Consider the following 17,523-nt stretch of genomic DNA (forward strand, 5'->3'; position numbering starts at 1 on the left):
CATATTCTGTGCAAAAATATTGGTATAGGAATGCTGTCAACCAAAGCATGAAGAACAATCTGCCTGTTATTAGGGATTGTATGGATAGATGACAAGATTTCGAGCGTACTTGTATAGAGCAAAAGTTACGAGGCGAAAAGAGAAAAACAGGTGAGCGAAAGCCTTGTCAGTGCCCACAGAGTCGGAGCGGAAACAAAGCGGTACACGCTTGGCGGCCAACTGCTCCCCTGAAATACACTCGCCCCTTGAGGGCTTTTGGCCTACCGATTTGTTGGAGCGGAGACGGTCATCCCGGCTTCCCCGCAGGCACTGGCACGAGCCGAGCGAACCTGTTTTTCTCTTTGCGCCCCCCACTATGCTCGTCCAAAGCAAAAGACCGTCAGGGTGACTTAACTTTTCCCCGACGGTTTTTTTTATCATCATTCATTTAGTTCATCTGCATTTCTTTGTCCGGATTCAGCTTTTTGGCCAACTGTTCTTCGCCGCGGTGGATCCAGCCGACAAACGAATCGCGCTTCTGGTACTCCTTGTCGAGATAGACGACTGCCACAAGCATGTAGTGATTCTTTTCATCATTGCGCGAACGGTAACGCAGGTCAAACCATCTCACTTCGTACCCAAAATGATGCTCGCGTACTTCCACATGGGCATAGCTGGTGAAAGAGAGAAACGCTTGCACCTTGTGATCTTTTTTGGCCTGGGCGATCAAGTCGCTCTCCGCCTTCCGCACAAATGTGTCGAGCACGACCACTTCCCCGCTGTTCACTTCCCCCACATGCCAGTGGGTGTCGCTTTTGATGATAAACGTCCACTGGTTCCAGAAAAAGGTGGGCAGGATCGTATATTCTCCCGTGATCCCAATCGTGCTGCGGACCAGCTGTGTGGCCCGCCGGTGTGCTTTGTAACGCCAATAGTAGTAGCCCACAATCAATAGATAGATCGTTAAAAAGAGTTGTCCGGGGTTGGCTCCGGCCATCCACAGCATAAATCCGATCAGATGCAGACCGAAAATCAGGGGATCAAAAATAAAAATCAGGTTCAAGGCAATCCACTTTTTGCTGAAAGGGGAAAGGCCCTGTGTGCCGTACGAATTAAACAGATCGACAAATATATGCAGGAAGACGGCCAGGAAGGTCCAGCCGAGCAGGTGCAGCCAATGCTGCTGCGGACTGATCGTTTGGATGAACAGAAATATAAGCAGCGTCCAGATGAATAGAGCCGGGATCGAATGGGATAGCCCGCGGTGATTGCGAATGTAGGAAGCACTTCCGCGAAACCGGGTGAAGCCGTCAAGATCGGGCGCCTGTGAACCGATTACTGTCCCTAGCATCACAGCTTCCGCCAATCCGGGTGAACCTGCTACGACCGGATCGAGATGCGCCAGGCCAGCCAATCCGAATCCCATGGCAAAATGTGTGGCAGTATCCATGATGCACTCTCCCCTTTCTCTCGTGGCAGCCTCTGTCTGCCTGATACATCAGCAATAAGTAGATGTGATCCCAGTAGAAATGAACACTACAATGTTTATTATATCGTTTTCTGCCCGCGATTTCCTACCGATCGAAAAAAAAAGTAACGAGGAAGTCCTAAGCCGGCTTTCTCTCCCGTCTTGTCCCCACCAGCCAGCTTTGGGTAAGATGGTAGAGTACGTGCTAGGGGAGGGGGAAAGCCATGCTAATGGTGTTTATCGAGTATAAAGTTAACGCAGAGCAGCGAAAGCCGTATCTGCAGGAGATGGCCCGGATGCCAAACGAGGTAAAGGAGAGAGGCGGTCGCAGCTACCGTTTTTACGAAGGCTTGGATCAGCCATGCCTGTTTGTGGAAAGTTTTGAAGTGGACGATGAAGCGACATATCAGTCCATCAAAGATTGGCGAACAACAGATGAGCGGTTTGCCCCCTATCTTGCAGGGGGATTGGAGAAAATACATGTCTGGGCATTTCAGCCGGTTTCCATAGGCGACAGGAGGTCCTGAGGCAGATGAGCAAGAAGGAACAGACCCTTTCCTACAAGTTGCCTGACGAGTTTGAAGTGTTTGGCTTCCACCGGGATCTGCTGGCTTGGTATGACCAGCAGAAGCGGGATCTGCCCTGGCGGGTCAACCGAGATCCATACCGGATCTGGGTCTCGGAGATCATGCTGCAGCAGACGCGGGTAGAGACGGTGAAGCCGTACTACGAGAACTTCATGGCCAAGTTTCCGACGGTAGAAGCGCTGGCCGACGCTCCGGAAGATGAGGTGCTAAAAGCGTGGGAAGGACTCGGCTACTACTCCCGCGCCCGCAACCTGCAGGCAGCGGCCCGGGAAGTAAAAGCATCTTATGGGGGCCAGCTTCCCGATACACGGGAAGAAATCGCCCGCTTGAAAGGAATCGGCCCGTATACGGCCGGCGCAATCTTAAGCATTGCGTATGACAAGCCGGAACCAGCTGTCGACGGCAACGTGATGCGCGTGTTTGCCCGGCTGCTGCTGATGGAGGACGACATCGCCAAGCCCGCTGTCCGCAAAAAATTTGAACAGCTTGTCCGACAGACGATCCCGGCAGAACGGGCAGGAGATTTCAACCAGGCACTGATGGAGTTGGGCGCCATGGTCTGTCAGCCGCGCTCGCCTCATTGTCTCACCTGTCCGGTATTCGACTATTGTCTGGCGCGCAGGGAAGGGGTACAGGAGCAGCTGCCGGTAAAAGGCAAAGCGAAGCCGCCGCGTCCGGTCGATCTGTTGGTGGCGGTGATCCGCCGAGGAGACCGATGGCTGATCAACAAGCGGCCAGAGCAGGGATTGTTGGCTGGTCTGTGGGAGTTCCCCATGTTTGAACCGGACCGGCGATACACTGACGAAGAATGGCTGGAAGAGCAAACGGAACGCCGATTTGGTATCTCCATCGCCGTTTGTCATGAACTGCCGTCGGTTCAGCATACGTTTTCTCACCTGCAATGGAACCTGCACGTATTTCTATGTGAGTGGCTGGAAGGAGAGCCGCCATCTGATTCTGTCCGATTGGTCAGCCAGGATGAGTGGGAAACGTATGCCTTCCCCGTGGCTCATAACAAGATCATCGAGCATTTGGTCGACGCCGGTCATTGCTCAGCAAAGGAATGAGCAAGAGCGCGGGTGGCAACCCACCAATGACGAGCTGAGGGGCACGTCACCCCATACCCAAACAGCAAGCGACCGCCTCCCCTCTCCGGGTGGGCGGTCGCTTGCCTTGCTATGACAGATCATATTGTCTTGTCGCCTGCATCTATCTAGCTCTTATCCTACAGACGCTTACAGGATTCCGGATAGGGCAGGGTATCCCATAAACGCTTTTCCTCGAGCTCAGCAATCAACTTATCCTGCAGATAGCGCTGCTCAAGCTCCTGTGGCGTTCGTATTCTGCGTTGAATCGTAATCGTAAAGAAGATCATAGGGATCTGCATCACAATCTCCCTCCAATCGTTTCAAAACCAATCAGTCAAGTACCGTCTAGCGCCTTCATTCCTACAAACTTCATCCATTGGCGGCGTTCTTTGTTTTTCATACCCACATTCCTCCTCTTTGGTATAAGATCAATCCCATGTACAGGATCAAGCCAAGCAAGCGGGGCGACAAAACTGCCGATTAAAACATGCGCGGCAATCGGGCAGCCTCCATCCGATGAGCCTCTTCCCATTCTCGCAACTGCTGATCCCGTCGGTAGTGGGCGTAACGCTCTTCAAACGTTTTGACTCTGCGCTCAATCCTTACGGTAAAGAACAAAAAGTGAAAAACCATCCTGCTTCACCTCCTTTCAAGGTAGTGGTCGATTATCGTTTTGCAGACAGAAAAAGACCGTGGGAACAGGTAGCATTCCTACGGTCTTGACTACGACTAGGCGAAGACGAATCAGCAGCAGATCAAATACTTGATTACGGAGGCCAGTACCCTGCAGCGGCTGCGGTGGCGACAACTGACCTGTCACCAAGCCTTCATCTCTCAGGCTGTCATGTGATGGCGAGAAAAGAAAAACCGTATGAAGCTGACAACGCAGCGACCTACGGCTTGTTCCACTCTGGTTCAGATCAATATAAGCGAAGCAGAACCAACCCGAAACTCTCGGAGGGCGCGCTGTCGTATAAAGTTGTATTGGAAATCGTGTGAAATGGGAAATCCCGCTAGATGGACGAGTACGGAATGTGTTTTGGTATTCATTTTGCGCTCCTCCTTTCATTGGGTGTTCTGCGATTCTGCAGACTGTTTTTGCTGTATCCATAGAGTATGGCATTTTCTTCCGATTGTAAAGAGATTTTTTCCTACCTTATAATAAAATGTTTATTCTGACAATGGAAAAGCGTTGCGGTTAACGTTTGATGCGTTTTGATCCGGAGGGGACCCCGGTATCCGAACGCGGAATGCCGCATTGGCTGCCGGGGCGAGTATCGACCATGAGCGACAGGGGCTAGTCGAATACTGGAACCGAGGCGTGATCCCATCCACCCCGATCACCGATGGGACCTCGGGATTCCAATTCATGGATGATCTTGCTGTGGATAGAGACACCTTCTGCATTGAGGTAAGCGGCCAATTCTGACATAGCGTGATGAAAGTAGAGGAGTTCGTTTAGCTCCCAGTGTTCGACAGGTGTCATCGTCAGCTCGGAAAACTCACGCCCGACGTACATTCGTGCTCCCCCTTTCAGATGATATGCTCCGACGAGAAAATCAGCATTCCCCGATAGTATGAGCAAGCCTGTGCGATTCATGCAGCTAATCCCGGGTGTGCCAATTTCTGCTGAACACCGAGAGATTTCTGGCGAGCACAAAAAAAGAGCGGTATAATGTAACAGGATTTGTCTTGGCATGAGTTTCTAAGAGCAGAATACAGAGGGAGGTAAGGATATGAGTGGAGGAGGAAAAGTAGCGCTGATCACTGGGGGGTCCCGTGGAATTGGCAGAGCGATTGCCGACGCCTTGGCTGAACAGGGTTATGATCTGGTCATCAATTATCTGCGGAACCGGACGGCAGCCAGAGCAGCAGCTGCTGAGTTGGAGGCTAAAGGTGCTCGAGTGCATCTGGTGAAAGCGAATGTGGGCGACGTAACAAAAATCAAAGAGATGTTCGAGGAGATCGACAATACTTTTGGCAGGCTGGACATACTTGTTAATAACGCTGCATCAGGTGTGCTGAGGCCATTAATGGAATTGGAAGAAAGTCACTGGGACTGGACGATGGATATCAACAGCAAAGCACTGCTCTTCTGTGCCCAAGAAGCGGCCAAGCTGATGAAAAAGCATGGAGAAGGCGGAAAGATCGTCAGCATCTCCAGTCTTGGCTCTATTCGTGTGCTGGACAACTACACGGCTGTCGGGGTATCAAAAGCTGCTCTCGAGGCTTTGACCAGGTACCTGGCAGTGGAGTTGGCACCGTACAATATTGTTGTAAATGCGGTCTCGGGTGGTGCGGTTGATACCGATGCGCTGAAACATTTTCCCAACCGCGAGGAATTGCTGGCAGACGCAGCGGGACGCACGCCGGCAGGTCGGATTGTCCACCCCCAAGATTTGAGCCATGCTGTGATGTTTCTTCTCTCTGAGCAAGCGTCGATGATTCGGGGCCAAACCCTGATCGTAGACGGCGGACTCTCCCTGTTGGGGTAGCATACTGATTGGACTGCATCGCCAAGACAAACGCTGGTCAGTAGTGTAAAATAAATAAAGAGAAGCCATCTAAGGGAGGCCGACTATGGTAATTCGTTCGTTTCGCCTCGGAGATTACGCAGCCATCACCCGTATTTGGCAAGAGACCGGCCTCGAGCAGACTGAGTCGGAATCACTCGATGCTCTTGCCAAACAACTGTCGTGGGACAGTGAACTGGTCATGGTGGCCGAGGAAGATGGAGAGGTAGTGGGAGTGGTCGTAGGAACGATTGATGGGACGCGGGCTTATTTCTACCGACTCGCCGTGCATCCCGCCAAACAAGGGAGCGGAATTGGCCGCCTCTTGGTGGAAGCGATCGAAAATCGCTTCCGGCAAAGAGGTGTGAGCCAGGTATCCATCATGGTGAACCAAGAGAATACAAAGGTTCTTCCGTTTTACAATTCACTTGGCTACAAGCTGCAAAAGTATGTTACACTTTCCAAAAAACTCTCTTCGTAGACGCCCTTTTCCGATGCAGCAGCCATTGGGACGATGATAATGGCGCGTTCCCTCCACATAAAGAAGAGAAGAAAGGGGAGAGTCATGTCGCCAGCTCCAGGCACAACGATTCGCATCGAAAGTTTTAAACATGATCATTCACTTCACCGATCGTGGGACAAGACTACGTTGATTCACACAAGTGATGCGGTGATCATCGGCGGCAATGATCGGGTAAAAGTGACCGAAGCAGACGGTCGGGAGTGGCGGACGCGGGAACCGGCCATCTGTACATTTGGTCGGGGACAGTGGTTTAACACCATCGCCATGATACGGGAAGACGGCATCTACTACTACTGCAACATTGGATCTCCGTTCAGCTTAAAAGGCAACTTGCTCAGCTACATTGATTATGATCTGGATGTAAAAGTGTACCCCGACTTAACCTATACGATCCTGGATGAAGAGGAGTTCGATCTTCACTCCAGACAAATGAACTACCCGCCGCATATCGTCGAACACGTACAGGATGCAGTCAAGGAAGTGATCGAGTGGATCGATGCCCGCCGCGGACCGTTTCAAAACGGATTCGTGCAGCGATGGTACGAACGCTACCAACTCGTTCGTGATGACAATGAATAAATCCTTCTCCCGCAGCCCGGGAGGAGGATTTTTCTTTCTTGACCCAGTGCACAGAGCAGCGGGAAGCTGCTTTCCCCTACAAGACAAAGCACGGGGAAAGGTGTACAATATGTAAAGTCCGATGAACAACCAACGGCATCTCAGGAGAAAGTGAGTGATAACATGAACAGTGTCAGACGTTACCTGAGATATGTCAAACCGTACTCCGGCAAAATCGTGTTGACGGTATTTATCGGTGTTATCAAGTTCGGCATCCCGCTGCTGATGCCGCTTCTTTTAAAATATGTGATTGATGATCTGCTGCCTGGCCCACAGCCACAGGAAGAAAAGCTGCAGCAGCTTCTCTGGCTGATGGTGGCGGCGTTTTTCATCTTTACCGTGGTACGTGCTCCCGTCGAGTACTACCGTCAATACTTTGCCCAGTGGGTCTCCAGCCGCATCTTGTTTGACATACGGAACTCTTTGTTTGCCCATCTGCAGCGTTTGTCGATGCGCTATTACAACGATCACAAGGTAGGAGAGGTGATCTCGCGGGTCGTCAACGATGTAGAGTCGACCAAGAGCTTTATCGAGACCGGGCTGATGAATATCTGGCTCGACCTGATCACGATCAGCTTGACGATCGGCATCATGTTTTACATGGATCCAGTGCTGACTCTGGTCTCCCTCATCGTGTTCCCGCTCTATGGGGTCTCGGTCAAGTACTTTTACAAACGGCTTCGCCAGTTGACCAAGGATCGGTCTGCTGCCTTGGCCAGACTGCAGAGTCATCTCCATGAACGTGTCAGTGGCATCCCGGTGATCCGCAGCTTTGCTCTTGAAAAGCACGAGCAAAAGCGGTTTTCCCACGAAAACGACCATTTCCTGCAAAAGGCACTGGCCCACACTAGCTGGAACGCTTATACGTTTGCTGTTGTCAATTCGATCACCGACATCGCTCCGCTGCTCGTCATCGGCGTAGCCGGGTATGAGGTGATTCAGGGAGATTTGACGATTGGGACCTTGATTGCCTTTTACGTCTATCTGGAGCGTCTCTACACGCCGCTGCGCCGTCTCGTCAACTCTTCTACCACCTTGACACAAGCGATTGCGTCGATGGATCGGATGTTTGAGTTTATTGACGAGCAGTATGACATCATCGATCGGCCACAGGCTGGTACCCTTCCGGTTGATCCCGCGACTGGGCGGATCAACGGTGGAATCCGGTTTGAACAGGTTTCCTTTCGCTATCGGGATGACGGCGAGTACGTGTTGAAAGATATCAACCTGACCATTCGTCCTGGGGAGACCGTGGCGATCGTAGGGATGTCGGGGGGAGGAAAGTCATCTCTGATCAGCCTGCTGCCTCGGTTTTGGGATGTGAGCGAAGGGCGCATTTTGATTGATGATGTAGACATTCGCGACGTCAAACAGCAGAATCTGCGCAGTCATATCGGTATGGTGATGCAGGACAATATTTTGTTTAGCGAATCGGCGCGGATGAATATTTTGATGGGCAATCCGGATGCTTCCGACGAGGAAGTTGTCGCAGCGGCTCAGGCGGCAAATGCCCATGCCTTTATTACGGAATTGCCAGATGGTTACGACACCGAACTGGGCGAGCGGGGGGTCAAGCTGTCCGGCGGACAAAAACAGCGGATTGCGATTGCTCGCGTTTTTCTGAAAGATCCGGGGATTCTGATCCTGGACGAAGCCACCTCAGCGCTCGATCTGGAATCGGAGCACATGATTCAGGAATCACTTGCACAACTTGCCAAAGGACGGACCACGATCATCGTGGCCCATCGCCTGTCGACGATCACCCATGCTGACAAGATTGTGGTGATGCAAGAGGGGCGGATCGTCGAAATGGGCAGTCACGAAGAGTTGTTGGCCAGGCGGCAGGTTTATTACAAACTTTGGAATGTTCAAGATTTTAGCGTTTCCGTGCAGGTTGGTACGGAAGTGTAGGCTGCACGATCCACTGTCGGCAGCTTTTTGCTTTTCTGCAGAAAGGAGTTGATGCACCTTGGAGAGTTGGAAACGCAACTTATACGTGTTATGCTTTGCCATGTTTATCGTGATGGTTGCGATGAGCATGATCATGCCGTTTTTGCCGTTGTTTATCCAGCAAGAGCTGGGAATCAGCGATCCGCACCAGGTAACAGCTTGGGCCGGGATCGTGTTTGGGGCCAACTTTTTGACGGCTGGTCTGGTCTCTCCGATTTGGGGAAGTCTGGCTGACAAATACGGTCGCAAAATCATGATTCTTCGCTCCGGTTTTTGCATGTCGGTTATCATTACCTTGACTGGGTTTGTCGGCAGCATATGGCAGTTGTTGGGACTGCGCCTGCTAAACGGTACGGTCGGTGGGATCATTCCGGCCAGTACGGCGCTGGTCGCTTCCAGCGCGCCTCGCGAACAAGCCGGCTGGGCTCAAGGGATGCTGCAGTCATCGGCGGTGGCAGGAGGGATCATGGGCCCGTTTTTTGGCGGACTGTTGGCTGACCATATTGGCTTTAGGCTGATCTTTAGCTGTACAGGTCTGCTGGTCTTTCTCGCCACCCTGTTGATCACGGTGACGGTAAAGGAAAGCTTTACGCCGCCGCCAGCTCGCGAACAAACCAGTTTTCGAGAAGATGCCCGGCTCATCTTTTCCACTCGTCCGCTGCCCGCGTTATTTTTTGTCACCGTGATGATTCAATTCGCGCTGTTTAGCATTATTCCCGTGCTGCCGATCTACGTGCAGAGTCTGTTGGGAGGGGATGATCGGGTAGCGTTTTATACTGGATTGGTGGCGGCGGCGATGGGACTTGCCAACGTGCTGGCTGCTCCCCAATTGGGAAAACTGGGTGATCGCTATGGTTCGCACAAAGTACTGCTTGTCTGTCTGATCGCCGCTGCACTGATTTTTATTCCTCAGGCGATGGTGACCACTGTTTGGCAGTTGATCGTGCTGCGGTTTATGCTCGGGCTTTGCCTCGGCGGCCTGCTGCCGGCAGTCAATGCACTGCTGCGTCGCTCCACCCCGCCGGAGAGGGTTAGCCGGGTATACGGATACAACAACACATTTGTCTGCTTGGGAAGCATGTTGGGGCCGTCGATCGGCGGTTTGGTCGCCGGTTACATTAGTTTAAGCGGTGTTTTTCTGATGACCAGTGCATTTCTCTTTCTCAATGCTGTGTGGGTGGCGTATAGTCTGGCCAGAAAACCGATACATGAAACAAGCGATGTGAGCATGTGAGACTTGCCCGGGCAATTCTTGCTTCCCTATGCAACGTTTTGCCGATCGGTCCGTCTTAGCGGGATAGAGGAGTGATCTAGTATGATAAAACGAAACAACAAGTGGCTGATTGCCTTCTGCCTTTCGCTGGCGTTGGTCGGCTGCTCACAATCAGGGGAACCGGAGACATCAGCGACATCGGATCAGACCGATCCACCCATGCAGCAACGGGTCGATGCTGAACCAACAGCTGCAGAGGGAAGCAATGCGGCAGCAGAGCACGACAATACAGGAAATGCTGCAGCGGGAGCAGAGGAAGGCAATACAGGAGATGTTTCAGCAGCAGAGAACAGTGTGCCAGCGGATATGGATGAACAAGCTGCCGTGAAGCTGGCTGCTGAAGCGATACGTCGCTATTTCCATGTATCGTCAGGGGGAGACTATAGCCATCTGGAAGGAGAACGACTACAAGGTTTTTTGATCGGTGACCAGCATTATCGATACATGGGCCAAGACCTCGATACCAGGGAAAAACTGATCCGCTATCTGGAGCAGGGGTACACCATTGAAGCGATCGAGACGTTCATCCAGCAGGCAAAAATCGTAGAGCACGAGGGGCGCCTCGCACAGCCCGATGCCGACTACGGCAGCTTGTTGGAGTGGCAGAATGCGCAAGCTCGCCTGATCGCGGAGGAAGACAACATCAAGCGGTTTGAATTAACGATTCCTTTTGGTGAAGGAGAGCATCGGGATACGGAAACAACAATGGTGGAGATGAAAAAAATAGACGGCGTTGGCTGGAGAGTGAATACGACACCGCACGATTTGCGATGAAATACGAATATCTATACATGACCTTTTCCTAACGGTTGGTTACAATAGAACATAGGAATCTATTACTAGAGAGGGGAACAGGCATGTTAAAGAAACTGATGGCCAAGTTTGGAGTAGGAGCGGCGACGGTGGACCTGCAGTTGGACCGCGATCAATGGCGGCTGGGTGAGACGATGACCGGCTCGATTCGGATCGAAGGCGGTGAGGTGGAGCAGCGGATTCACGATCTGCAGGTGGTCTTGATGATGCGCGCTCACGTCAAGGGAAACCATGTGACGCGGCCGGTGCAGATGATCCCGGTATTGAGCAAGTTTGTTGTCAAGGAGAAACCTTTTGTCCAGGAAGTGCCCTTTCAATTCACGCTGCCACATGATCTGGCGATGACGTCACAGGCGGTTCAGTACTTTTTGCACACCAGACTGGATGTGGAGCAGGCGCTCGATCCGACCGACCAGGATTACGTCGCCATCCTTCCGCCACTGCATATCGAAAAGGTGTTTCAGGCATTGGAGCAGCTTGATTTCCGGCAAAAGCCAGGGTCGGGCAAGCTGACCGCTTATGGACAAGAGTTCTCGTTCGCTCCTATACGTCCAATGGGCATACCATTAAAAGAATTGGAAGTTATTTTTTTCGATGCTCCGGATCAGCTGCACTTGCTGGTTGAACTGGATTTGGCAACCGGCTTCCTAGGACGAGAAGTGGAACGAAAAGCGGAAATCCCTGTGCCGCACGATTTGCTGGAGGCGGGTAAAGAACAAGAGTTGGCCCGTTACCTGCAAGAGAAAATTGAAACGTATGCCAACAACCCGCAAGCAATCCCGTATTTCTCACTGCCTGGATATGGACGGAAGGGACACAAAGGGCGATACCAGCCGATGAGCGGTATGATCGGCGGAATGGCTGCCGGGCTGCTGGGCGGACTGCTGCTGGGCGAGATGATGGAAGGTGCCGGGGATCTGATGGGTGCCGATGATCTGCTGGGCGGAGACGGTGGAGACGATGGCGGGTTCTTCGGCGGAGACGGTGGCTTTGGCGACTTCGGCGACTTTGGAGATTTTTAATACCATATCATATGAAACAGGCGCATGGGAATTCCCATGCGCCTTTGTCGTCTGCCGATTCGTCACCATCACCGGGCAACGTCACGGCTCCTGTTTGCTCCTTGGTCTTGCTTGTGGTGTTCCGTTTTGTCCGGGTTTTCAAAGCCGACCACTTCCATCATCTTGGAACTCATCTTGGGGTCTCTTGCTTCAGGGGACTGCGGATAGGCATTCTCGCCTTTTGTCACGGCAGATCGCACTCCTGTCTGAGGATTACCCGACTTCCGGGCCGTATGCTTCCGATCGTTAGCGGAAATGCCGCTTAGATGAGCGGTATCGATAGTATCTCCAGGAAGCCGATGATAAATCCAACCCAGCAGGGGAAATATATGGCCCCAAATGCATATTCGAGCAGAGAATGGCGCACCCTTCTTTTCACATGGCGCTTTATCCGCTTCACGGGTTGGCTGGTTAATCGTTCAACTTCGCAAACGCCTTGTCCACAGCTGCAATCGTCTCTTGGATATCTCGTTCGGTGTGGGCAGTCGTAATGAACCAGGCTTCGTATTTGGATGGGGCCAGACAGATGCCCTGATCCAGCATCAACCGGAAGAAGCGGCCAAAACGCTCTCCGTCAGCCTTCTCTGCCCCAGCGTAGTTGGTTACAGGCTGGTCGGTGAAGTAGACGGCGAGCGCTCCGATCATCCGGTTAAGCTGGATGGTTGCATCGTGTCTTGCAGCGGCCTCTCTAATCCCTTGCTCCAGCAGGCTTCCGAGACGATCCAGTTCCTCGTAGACACCTGGCTCTCGCAACACCTCCAGGCAAGCGATCCCCGCTGTGATCGATGCCGGATTGCCGGCCATTGTACCCGCTTGATAGGCAGGGCCAAGCGGTGCGACCTGCTCCATGATCTCGCGGCGACCGCCATAGGCGCCGATCGGCAGGCCGCCACCGATGATTTTGCCGAGTGCGGTCAGGTCGGGATGGATGCCAAGCAGGTTTTGGGCACCGCCGTAACAGAACCGGAATGCGGTGATCACCTCGTCGTAGATCACGAGCGCACCAGCCTGATGGGCCAACTGGTTTACTTGCTCCAGAAACCCGGGCTGCGGCGGTACGATCCCAAAATTGCCGACGATCGGCTCTACCAGCACCGCGGCTGTTTCATCCCCCCAGTGCCGGATCGCTTCGGCGTATGCCTCCGCGTCGTTGAAAGGAACGGTGATCACTTCATTGGCGATGGTTTGCGGAATCCCTGCACTGTCGGGAATTCCCAGGGTGGACGGACCAGAACCGGCCGCTACCAGCACCAGATCGGAGTGTCCATGGTAACAACCGGCGAACTTGATGATCTTGGTTCGACCGGTGTAAGCGCGTGCGACGCGGATGCAGGTCATCACCGCTTCCGTCCCTGAATTGTTGAAACGGATCCGCTCCATCGAAGGGATCGCGTCCCGGATCATCCGGGCAAACTGGATTTCCCACGGGGTAGGAGTGCCATACAGCGTCCCGTTTTCTGCCGCTTGGCTGATCGCTTTTGTGATGTGCGGATGAGCATGTCCGGTAATAATCGGCCCGTACGCTGCCAGATAGTCGATGTAGCGGTTTCCGTCTACATCCCACATATAGGCGCCTTTAGCCCGTTTTATGACGACGGGGGCACCGCCGCCTACTGCTTTAAACGAACGGGAGGGGCTGTTCACACCCCCCAGGATCACTTCTGTCGCTTCTCTATGTAATTGTTCCGACGTTTTCCGGTTCATCTCTCATACTCCTTTTGTTCTCTTGGCTTGCCTCATGCACCAAGCCTCTTTCCCTCCATCATAGCACATTCACCGCGCTCTTCCGCACATTCAGTTTTGCAGAAAACGTCCTGCTCATATAAACTAACTATGGAATCTTTGCATGATTATAAAAAAAGAGGACGTGCAGGAAATGATTCAAGTCAACCAGTTGGAAAAAGTGTTTCGCATTCACCAGGCGCGTGCCGGATTGGCTGGTGCCTTTCGCGATTTGTTCAACCGCCAGTACAAGACAGTGAAAGCGGTGGACGGGATTTCGTTTCAAGTGGAAGAGGGAGAATTTTTTGCGTTGATCGGTGAAAATGGAGCCGGCAAGTCGACGACGATCAAGATGCTGACCGGGATTCTGACACCGACTGCGGGTGACGTCGTGATCAACGGGTATGTTCCCTACAGGCAGCGGGAACAATACGTCACCTCGATCGGGGTCGTATTCGGACAGCGCTCACAGCTTTGGTGGGACTTGTCTCCTACCGAGTCATTTCGCCTGCTGCAGCGTGTCTACAAAGTGGAAGAGGAAGCGGGCAACCGTTGGCTGAACCGACTGATCGAGGAGTTGGATCTCGGCCCGTTTATCCACCAGCCGGTCCGTAAGTTAAGCCTGGGTCAGCGGATGCGCTGCGAAATCGCCGCTTCCCTGATTCACAAGCCAAAACTGCTGTTCCTGGATGAGCCGACTGTCGGTTTGGACGTGCTGGTCAAACAGAAGATTCGAGAATTTCTGCGTCGGTTAAATGAGACGGAGAGAACCACGATCTTGCTCACCACGCACGATGTATCCGACATCGAAGCGCTCTGCAAGCGGGTACTGGTGATGGATCAGGGCAAGTTGATATTTGACGGACTGCTCCATGATTTAAAAGAGAAGTGGGGCTCGGGAACAGAGGTCGTCTTTCAGTTTAAACAGCGGACGACACCTGAGGAGGTGCGCGCTGCACTGGCTCAGGTGGATTGTGAGCTGGCGCCGGAAAACGAGTACGCCATGGCCATCCGCATCCCTCGCAGTCAGGAGATGCTGCCATTCGTGCTGTCAACCGTCATGGCTCGCTTCGAGGTGAGCGATGTAAAAGTGAAAGAAACCAGTACAGAAGAAATCGTGCGCAACATCTACTCGGTCACAAGTGAGGTCGCCGTTCATGCTTAGGTTGTACGCAGAGTTGATCCGCATCCGGTTTCTCACCTTGCTCGCCTACCGAGTCAATTACTACAGCGGCATCATTATCTACGGGATCAATATCGGAGCTTACTACTTCCTCTGGAATGCCATCTACTCTGGCCAGCAAACCCTGGCAGGGATGTCAGTGGAACAGATGACGGTGTATGTCTCCATCGCCTGGATGTCACGCGCTTTTTATTTTAACAACATCGATTTTGAGATTGCCCAGGACGTGCGCGAGGGAAAAGTGGCAATCGAGATGATCCGCCCCTACCGGTACCTGTCTGTAAAGACCGCGCAGGCGCTGGGAGAAGGACTGTTTCGCCTGCTGTTTTTTGCTGTACCGGGCATGGTCATGGTCAGCCTGTTCTTGCCGCTAACCTTTCCGCCGACGGTCGAAGTATGGGGGATCTATGCGGTCAGCCTTCTGCTCGCTTTCATCATCAACACCGAGATTAACCTGCTGACCGGAGTGATCACCTTTTTCTTCTTCCGCAACGATGGCATGATGCGGGCAAAACGGGTGATTGTCGATCTTCTGTCCGGATTGATCCTGCCGATCAGTTTTTTCCCTGGCTGGGCGCAAGCCGTGATGAACTGGCTCCCGTTTCAGGCGATCAACTACTATCCCAGCATGATCTTCGCTGGAGCGGTCGGTCCGCAGCAGGCGGGAGAGGTGATTGCGCTGCAGGCGATCTGGACAGCCGTACTGCTGGTGCCGTTAGCTGTACTCTGGCGTCGGGCCAGACGCAACTTGGTCGTGCAAGGAGGGTGATCTCATGCTGCAGGTACTACGGTTATTTACCGACTATTTGAGCCAATACTTCAAGACACGACTTGCTTACCGTGCTGATTTTTTTGGCGAGCTGGTGTCCAACCTGATCTTTGAACTGATCAATCTGGTGTTTATCATTGTTGTGTTCCAACACGTCCCCTTGATGAAAGATTGGAGTCGTGATGAAATCATCTTTGTCTACGGCTACTTCTTGATCCCCTATGCGCTGTTCAGCATGTTTTTCAGCTTTTGGGATTTCAACGAACGCTACATCATTCGTGGAGAGATGGATCGCATTTTGACCCGCCCCGTCTACAACCTGGCTCAGGTTAGTCTGGAGTCGATCGCACCCGATCGGATCTTCGGCGTGATCAGTGGTTTGATTATCATGGGCTACGCCACCATTAAGCTGGAACTCTCATTTGCCTGGTATGATCTGTTTTTGTTCATCGGACTGGTCATCAGCAGTGTGCTGATCTATGCCGGCGTGTACACAGCGATCGCTGCAATCAGCTTTTTTTCCGACTCGCGGACCGGCATCTCGCCGATGATCTGGAATATCCAGAACTACGGCCGATACCCCGTGGACGTCTATAATGGGGTGATCCGCTTCATCCTCACCTGGATCTTGCCGTTTGCCTTCGTCGGGTTTTACCCGTCAGCCTATTTTCTGCGAAAAGAAGAATGGTACACCTATACCCTGTTGACACCGGTGATGGGCATCGCTTTCTTCGCGTTAGGTCTGTTCATCTGGAATTGGGGCATCAAGCGGTACCAGGGGGCAGGGTCGTAACACACGGGCAACGCATCGCAAGCGTTTTGTCTATTGCCAGCCGGGTCGGCAAGAGGATATAATAAACGAGTGAAAAACTTCACATTTCCTTCGGGGCAGGGTGAAATTCCCGACCGGCGGTGATCACTTCAGGTGTAAGCCCGCGAGCCTCCTGTCGCATGGCGGCGGAGTGCAGGATCTGGTGCGATTCCAGAGCCGACAGTACAGTCTGGATGGGAGAAGGATTTGGACAGTACGCTTGGCACGTGCTTGGTTCGACGTGCAGACGTATATTGGGTTGGGCTGTTTTCGGGAACAAGCCCTTTCTTTCCTATACGTTCGTATGCCAAATGGTCCGAAAAGCTCCGAAGAGTGATACTCTTCGGGCTTTTTTTGTGGTCTGGCTGTGACTGACAGACTAAAGATGCGATCCGCAGGCAGATCTTGTCTGCTGCTTGAACTGTTTCTCATTGCGTTGACCATGCCAAGTCGTGCCGCAAAGCTGTTGCCAATCCTCTACAGAAGGAAAGAACACAAAATGAGGAGATGGTACAGATGCACAAAACGGAAGTACGAACCATGCAGGAGGTGCAGACGCGAAAGCTGGTGCTGCTCGCTTTCTTGGGAGCGATTGCATTTGCGCTCTACTACCTGGAGTTTTCCATTCCATTGGTTCCCACCTTTCTCAAACTGGATGTCAGTACGCTGCCGGGATTGGTGGGCGGTCTGATGTTTGGTCCAGTGGCCGGGATGGTGGTTGAGCTCTTGAAGAACATCCTCCACTTTTTTTTCAAAAACTCTGACGGCCTGCTGATTGGTGAGATTGCCAATTTTCTGGCGGGAGCCAGCTTCATCGTTGCAACAGTAGCGATTCAGCGCCGCTACAAGACGGTAAAAGCATTTGTCGCCGGTCTTGTGCTGGGCACGCTGCTGATGACGCTGCTTATGGCCTTGGGCAACTACTATCTGCTGCTGCCGGCCTATGCGATGATGTATCAGATTTCGGTAGAGGATCTGCTGGCGATGTTCCAGATGGACAGCCTCTGGTCGTACATCGTCTACGCCATTGTTCCGTTTAATCTGATCAAAGGTCTTGTTTTATCGCTGATTGCTTATCCTATTTATCTCAAGCTGATCCCGCGTCTTCCGGCCAGTTGAGCAGCGGAAGAAAACAAGCGGGCAGGAGAAATGACGAGATATAACG

The 17,523-nt window shown here is 52.6% G+C and carries 20 protein-coding genes and 1 riboswitch; of the genes, 13 read left to right on the forward strand and 7 right to left on the reverse strand.

The genetic code is table 11. The features are described from left to right. Positions 1-427: 427 nt before the first annotated feature. The gene (locus tag LOK74_RS01600) at positions 428-1,429 is read right to left on the reverse strand and encodes a metal-dependent hydrolase (RefSeq protein WP_230044903.1); all 1,002 of its coding nucleotides are present in this window, start codon (positions 1,427-1,429) and stop codon (positions 428-430) included. Between the two features lie 242 nt (positions 1,430-1,671). On the opposite strand from LOK74_RS01600, the gene LOK74_RS01605 reads away from it, so the two are divergent. Both LOK74_RS01605 and mutY read left to right on the forward strand, forming a co-directional pair. Beyond that, positions 1,672-1,974: a hypothetical protein gene (locus tag LOK74_RS01605; RefSeq protein ID WP_230044904.1), complete on the forward strand. Its 303-nt coding sequence runs from the start codon at positions 1,672-1,674 to the stop codon at positions 1,972-1,974. Between the two features lie 5 nt (positions 1,975-1,979). Continuing rightward, positions 1,980-3,101, forward strand: a complete 1,122-nt coding sequence (mutY, locus tag LOK74_RS01610) for an A/G-specific adenine glycosylase (protein ID WP_230044905.1) — start codon at positions 1,980-1,982, stop codon at positions 3,099-3,101. 158 nt (positions 3,102-3,259) lie between these two features. Here mutY and LOK74_RS01615 read toward each other — a convergent pair whose 3' ends face one another. From LOK74_RS01615 to LOK74_RS01625, 4 genes are all read right to left on the reverse strand, one after another. Further along, complete coding sequence (locus tag LOK74_RS01615; protein WP_230044906.1) at positions 3,260-3,421, reverse strand: YrzI family small protein; 162 nt, start codon at positions 3,419-3,421, stop codon at positions 3,260-3,262. A gap of 181 nt (positions 3,422-3,602) precedes the next feature. After that, on the reverse strand, positions 3,603-3,755 hold the full coding sequence (locus LOK74_RS01620; RefSeq protein ID WP_230044907.1) for a YrzI family small protein: 153 nt from the start codon (positions 3,753-3,755) through the stop codon (positions 3,603-3,605). A 282-nt stretch (positions 3,756-4,037) separates the two neighbouring features. Beyond that, positions 4,038-4,172: a hypothetical protein gene (locus LOK74_RS24015; protein WP_255679487.1), complete on the reverse strand. Its 135-nt coding sequence runs from the start codon at positions 4,170-4,172 to the stop codon at positions 4,038-4,040. 247 nt (positions 4,173-4,419) lie between these two features. Next, positions 4,420-4,641, reverse strand: coding sequence for a hypothetical protein (locus LOK74_RS01625; RefSeq protein WP_230044908.1), 222 nt, complete (start codon positions 4,639-4,641; stop codon positions 4,420-4,422). Positions 4,642-4,858: 217 nt separating this feature from the next. On the opposite strand from LOK74_RS01625, the gene fabL reads away from it, so the two are divergent. From fabL to LOK74_RS01660, 7 genes are all read left to right on the forward strand, one after another. Next, positions 4,859-5,617, forward strand: a complete 759-nt coding sequence (gene fabL, locus LOK74_RS01630; protein WP_230044909.1) for an enoyl-[acyl-carrier-protein] reductase FabL — start codon at positions 4,859-4,861, stop codon at positions 5,615-5,617. A gap of 85 nt (positions 5,618-5,702) precedes the next feature. Further along, positions 5,703-6,116 carry a GNAT family N-acetyltransferase gene (locus LOK74_RS01635; protein WP_230044910.1) on the forward strand — a complete coding sequence of 138 codons (414 nt, stop codon included), beginning with the start codon at positions 5,703-5,705 and terminating at the stop codon, positions 6,114-6,116. A gap of 84 nt (positions 6,117-6,200) precedes the next feature. Continuing rightward, positions 6,201-6,737, forward strand: coding sequence for a DUF402 domain-containing protein (locus LOK74_RS01640; protein ID WP_230044911.1), 537 nt, complete (start codon positions 6,201-6,203; stop codon positions 6,735-6,737). A gap of 162 nt (positions 6,738-6,899) precedes the next feature. Continuing rightward, positions 6,900-8,687 (forward strand): ABC transporter ATP-binding protein, encoded by a 1,788-nt coding sequence (locus LOK74_RS01645; protein ID WP_230044912.1) that lies wholly within the window; start codon positions 6,900-6,902, stop codon positions 8,685-8,687. A gap of 58 nt (positions 8,688-8,745) precedes the next feature. Continuing rightward, positions 8,746-9,960, forward strand: coding sequence for an MFS transporter (locus LOK74_RS01650; RefSeq protein WP_230044913.1), 1,215 nt, complete (start codon positions 8,746-8,748; stop codon positions 9,958-9,960). An 81-nt stretch (positions 9,961-10,041) separates the two neighbouring features. Further along, the gene (locus LOK74_RS01655; protein WP_230044914.1) at positions 10,042-10,773 is read left to right on the forward strand and encodes a DL-endopeptidase inhibitor IseA family protein; all 732 of its coding nucleotides are present in this window, start codon (positions 10,042-10,044) and stop codon (positions 10,771-10,773) included. Positions 10,774-10,856: 83 nt separating this feature from the next. Then, positions 10,857-11,834, forward strand: coding sequence for a sporulation protein (locus LOK74_RS01660; protein ID WP_230044915.1), 978 nt, complete (start codon positions 10,857-10,859; stop codon positions 11,832-11,834). Positions 11,835-11,902: 68 nt separating this feature from the next. Here LOK74_RS01660 and LOK74_RS01665 read toward each other — a convergent pair whose 3' ends face one another. Then, entirely contained in the window at positions 11,903-12,061 is a 159-nt protein-coding gene (locus LOK74_RS01665; RefSeq protein ID WP_230044916.1) for a hypothetical protein, read from the reverse strand. 223 nt (positions 12,062-12,284) lie between these two features. After that, on the reverse strand, positions 12,285-13,577 hold the full coding sequence (locus LOK74_RS01670; protein ID WP_230044917.1) for a glutamate-1-semialdehyde 2,1-aminomutase: 1,293 nt from the start codon (positions 13,575-13,577) through the stop codon (positions 12,285-12,287). A 172-nt stretch (positions 13,578-13,749) separates the two neighbouring features. On the opposite strand from LOK74_RS01670, the gene LOK74_RS01675 reads away from it, so the two are divergent. The 4 genes from LOK74_RS01675 to LOK74_RS01690 all read left to right on the forward strand — a co-directional run bounded on the left by LOK74_RS01675 (position 13,750) and on the right by LOK74_RS01690 (position 17,477). Continuing rightward, a complete protein-coding gene (locus tag LOK74_RS01675) occupies positions 13,750-14,760 on the forward strand; it encodes an ABC transporter ATP-binding protein (protein WP_230044918.1) in 1,011 nt (336 codons plus the stop codon). Then, positions 14,753-15,547 (forward strand): ABC transporter permease, encoded by a 795-nt coding sequence (locus LOK74_RS01680; protein WP_230044919.1) that lies wholly within the window; start codon positions 14,753-14,755, stop codon positions 15,545-15,547. The genes LOK74_RS01675 and LOK74_RS01680 overlap by 8 nt, the downstream gene beginning before the upstream one ends. A 4-nt stretch (positions 15,548-15,551) precedes the next feature. Beyond that, positions 15,552-16,340, forward strand: a complete 789-nt coding sequence (locus LOK74_RS01685; protein WP_230044920.1) for an ABC transporter permease — start codon at positions 15,552-15,554, stop codon at positions 16,338-16,340. Positions 16,341-16,422: 82 nt separating this feature from the next. After that, positions 16,423-16,568: riboswitch (FMN riboswitch) on the forward strand. Positions 16,569-16,874: 306 nt separating this feature from the next. After that, positions 16,875-17,477 (forward strand): ECF transporter S component, encoded by a 603-nt coding sequence (locus LOK74_RS01690; protein WP_230044921.1) that lies wholly within the window; start codon positions 16,875-16,877, stop codon positions 17,475-17,477. The last annotated feature ends 46 nt before the right edge of the window (positions 17,478-17,523 follow it).

Origin of the sequence: Brevibacillus humidisoli (assembly GCF_020923435.1) — a bacterium.
GTDB classification, from domain to species: Bacteria; Bacillota; Bacilli; order Brevibacillales; family Brevibacillaceae; genus Brevibacillus_E; species Brevibacillus_E humidisoli.

What these genes read in the sequence shown, in the direction of transcription:
- LOK74_RS01680 (WP_230044919.1), top strand. Translation starts at nt 14,753, where the DNA reads ATGCTTAGGTTGTACGCAGAGTTGATCCGCATCCGGTTTCTCACCTTG.
- mutY (WP_230044905.1), top strand. Translation starts at nt 1,980, where the DNA reads ATGAGCAAGAAGGAACAGACCCTTTCCTACAAGTTGCCTGACGAGTTT.
- LOK74_RS01615 (WP_230044906.1), bottom strand. Translation starts at nt 3,421, where the DNA reads ATGCAGATCCCTATGATCTTCTTTACGATTACGATTCAACGCAGAATA.
- LOK74_RS01605 (WP_230044904.1), top strand. Translation starts at nt 1,672, where the DNA reads ATGCTAATGGTGTTTATCGAGTATAAAGTTAACGCAGAGCAGCGAAAG.
- LOK74_RS01635 (WP_230044910.1), top strand. Translation starts at nt 5,703, where the DNA reads ATGGTAATTCGTTCGTTTCGCCTCGGAGATTACGCAGCCATCACCCGT.
- LOK74_RS01660 (WP_230044915.1), top strand. Translation starts at nt 10,857, where the DNA reads ATGTTAAAGAAACTGATGGCCAAGTTTGGAGTAGGAGCGGCGACGGTG.
- LOK74_RS01675 (WP_230044918.1), top strand. Translation starts at nt 13,750, where the DNA reads ATGATTCAAGTCAACCAGTTGGAAAAAGTGTTTCGCATTCACCAGGCG.
- LOK74_RS01640 (WP_230044911.1), top strand. Translation starts at nt 6,201, where the DNA reads ATGTCGCCAGCTCCAGGCACAACGATTCGCATCGAAAGTTTTAAACAT.
- LOK74_RS01625 (WP_230044908.1), bottom strand. Translation starts at nt 4,641, where the DNA reads ATGTACGTCGGGCGTGAGTTTTCCGAGCTGACGATGACACCTGTCGAA.
- LOK74_RS01620 (WP_230044907.1), bottom strand. Translation starts at nt 3,755, where the DNA reads ATGGTTTTTCACTTTTTGTTCTTTACCGTAAGGATTGAGCGCAGAGTC.
- LOK74_RS01655 (WP_230044914.1), top strand. Translation starts at nt 10,042, where the DNA reads ATGATAAAACGAAACAACAAGTGGCTGATTGCCTTCTGCCTTTCGCTG.
- LOK74_RS01645 (WP_230044912.1), top strand. Translation starts at nt 6,900, where the DNA reads ATGAACAGTGTCAGACGTTACCTGAGATATGTCAAACCGTACTCCGGC.
- LOK74_RS01670 (WP_230044917.1), bottom strand. Translation starts at nt 13,577, where the DNA reads ATGAACCGGAAAACGTCGGAACAATTACATAGAGAAGCGACAGAAGTG.
- LOK74_RS24015 (WP_255679487.1), bottom strand. Translation starts at nt 4,172, where the DNA reads ATGAATACCAAAACACATTCCGTACTCGTCCATCTAGCGGGATTTCCC.
- fabL (WP_230044909.1), top strand. Translation starts at nt 4,859, where the DNA reads ATGAGTGGAGGAGGAAAAGTAGCGCTGATCACTGGGGGGTCCCGTGGA.
- LOK74_RS01690 (WP_230044921.1), top strand. Translation starts at nt 16,875, where the DNA reads ATGCACAAAACGGAAGTACGAACCATGCAGGAGGTGCAGACGCGAAAG.
- LOK74_RS01600 (WP_230044903.1), bottom strand. Translation starts at nt 1,429, where the DNA reads ATGGATACTGCCACACATTTTGCCATGGGATTCGGATTGGCTGGCCTG.
- LOK74_RS01685 (WP_230044920.1), top strand. Translation starts at nt 15,552, where the DNA reads ATGCTGCAGGTACTACGGTTATTTACCGACTATTTGAGCCAATACTTC.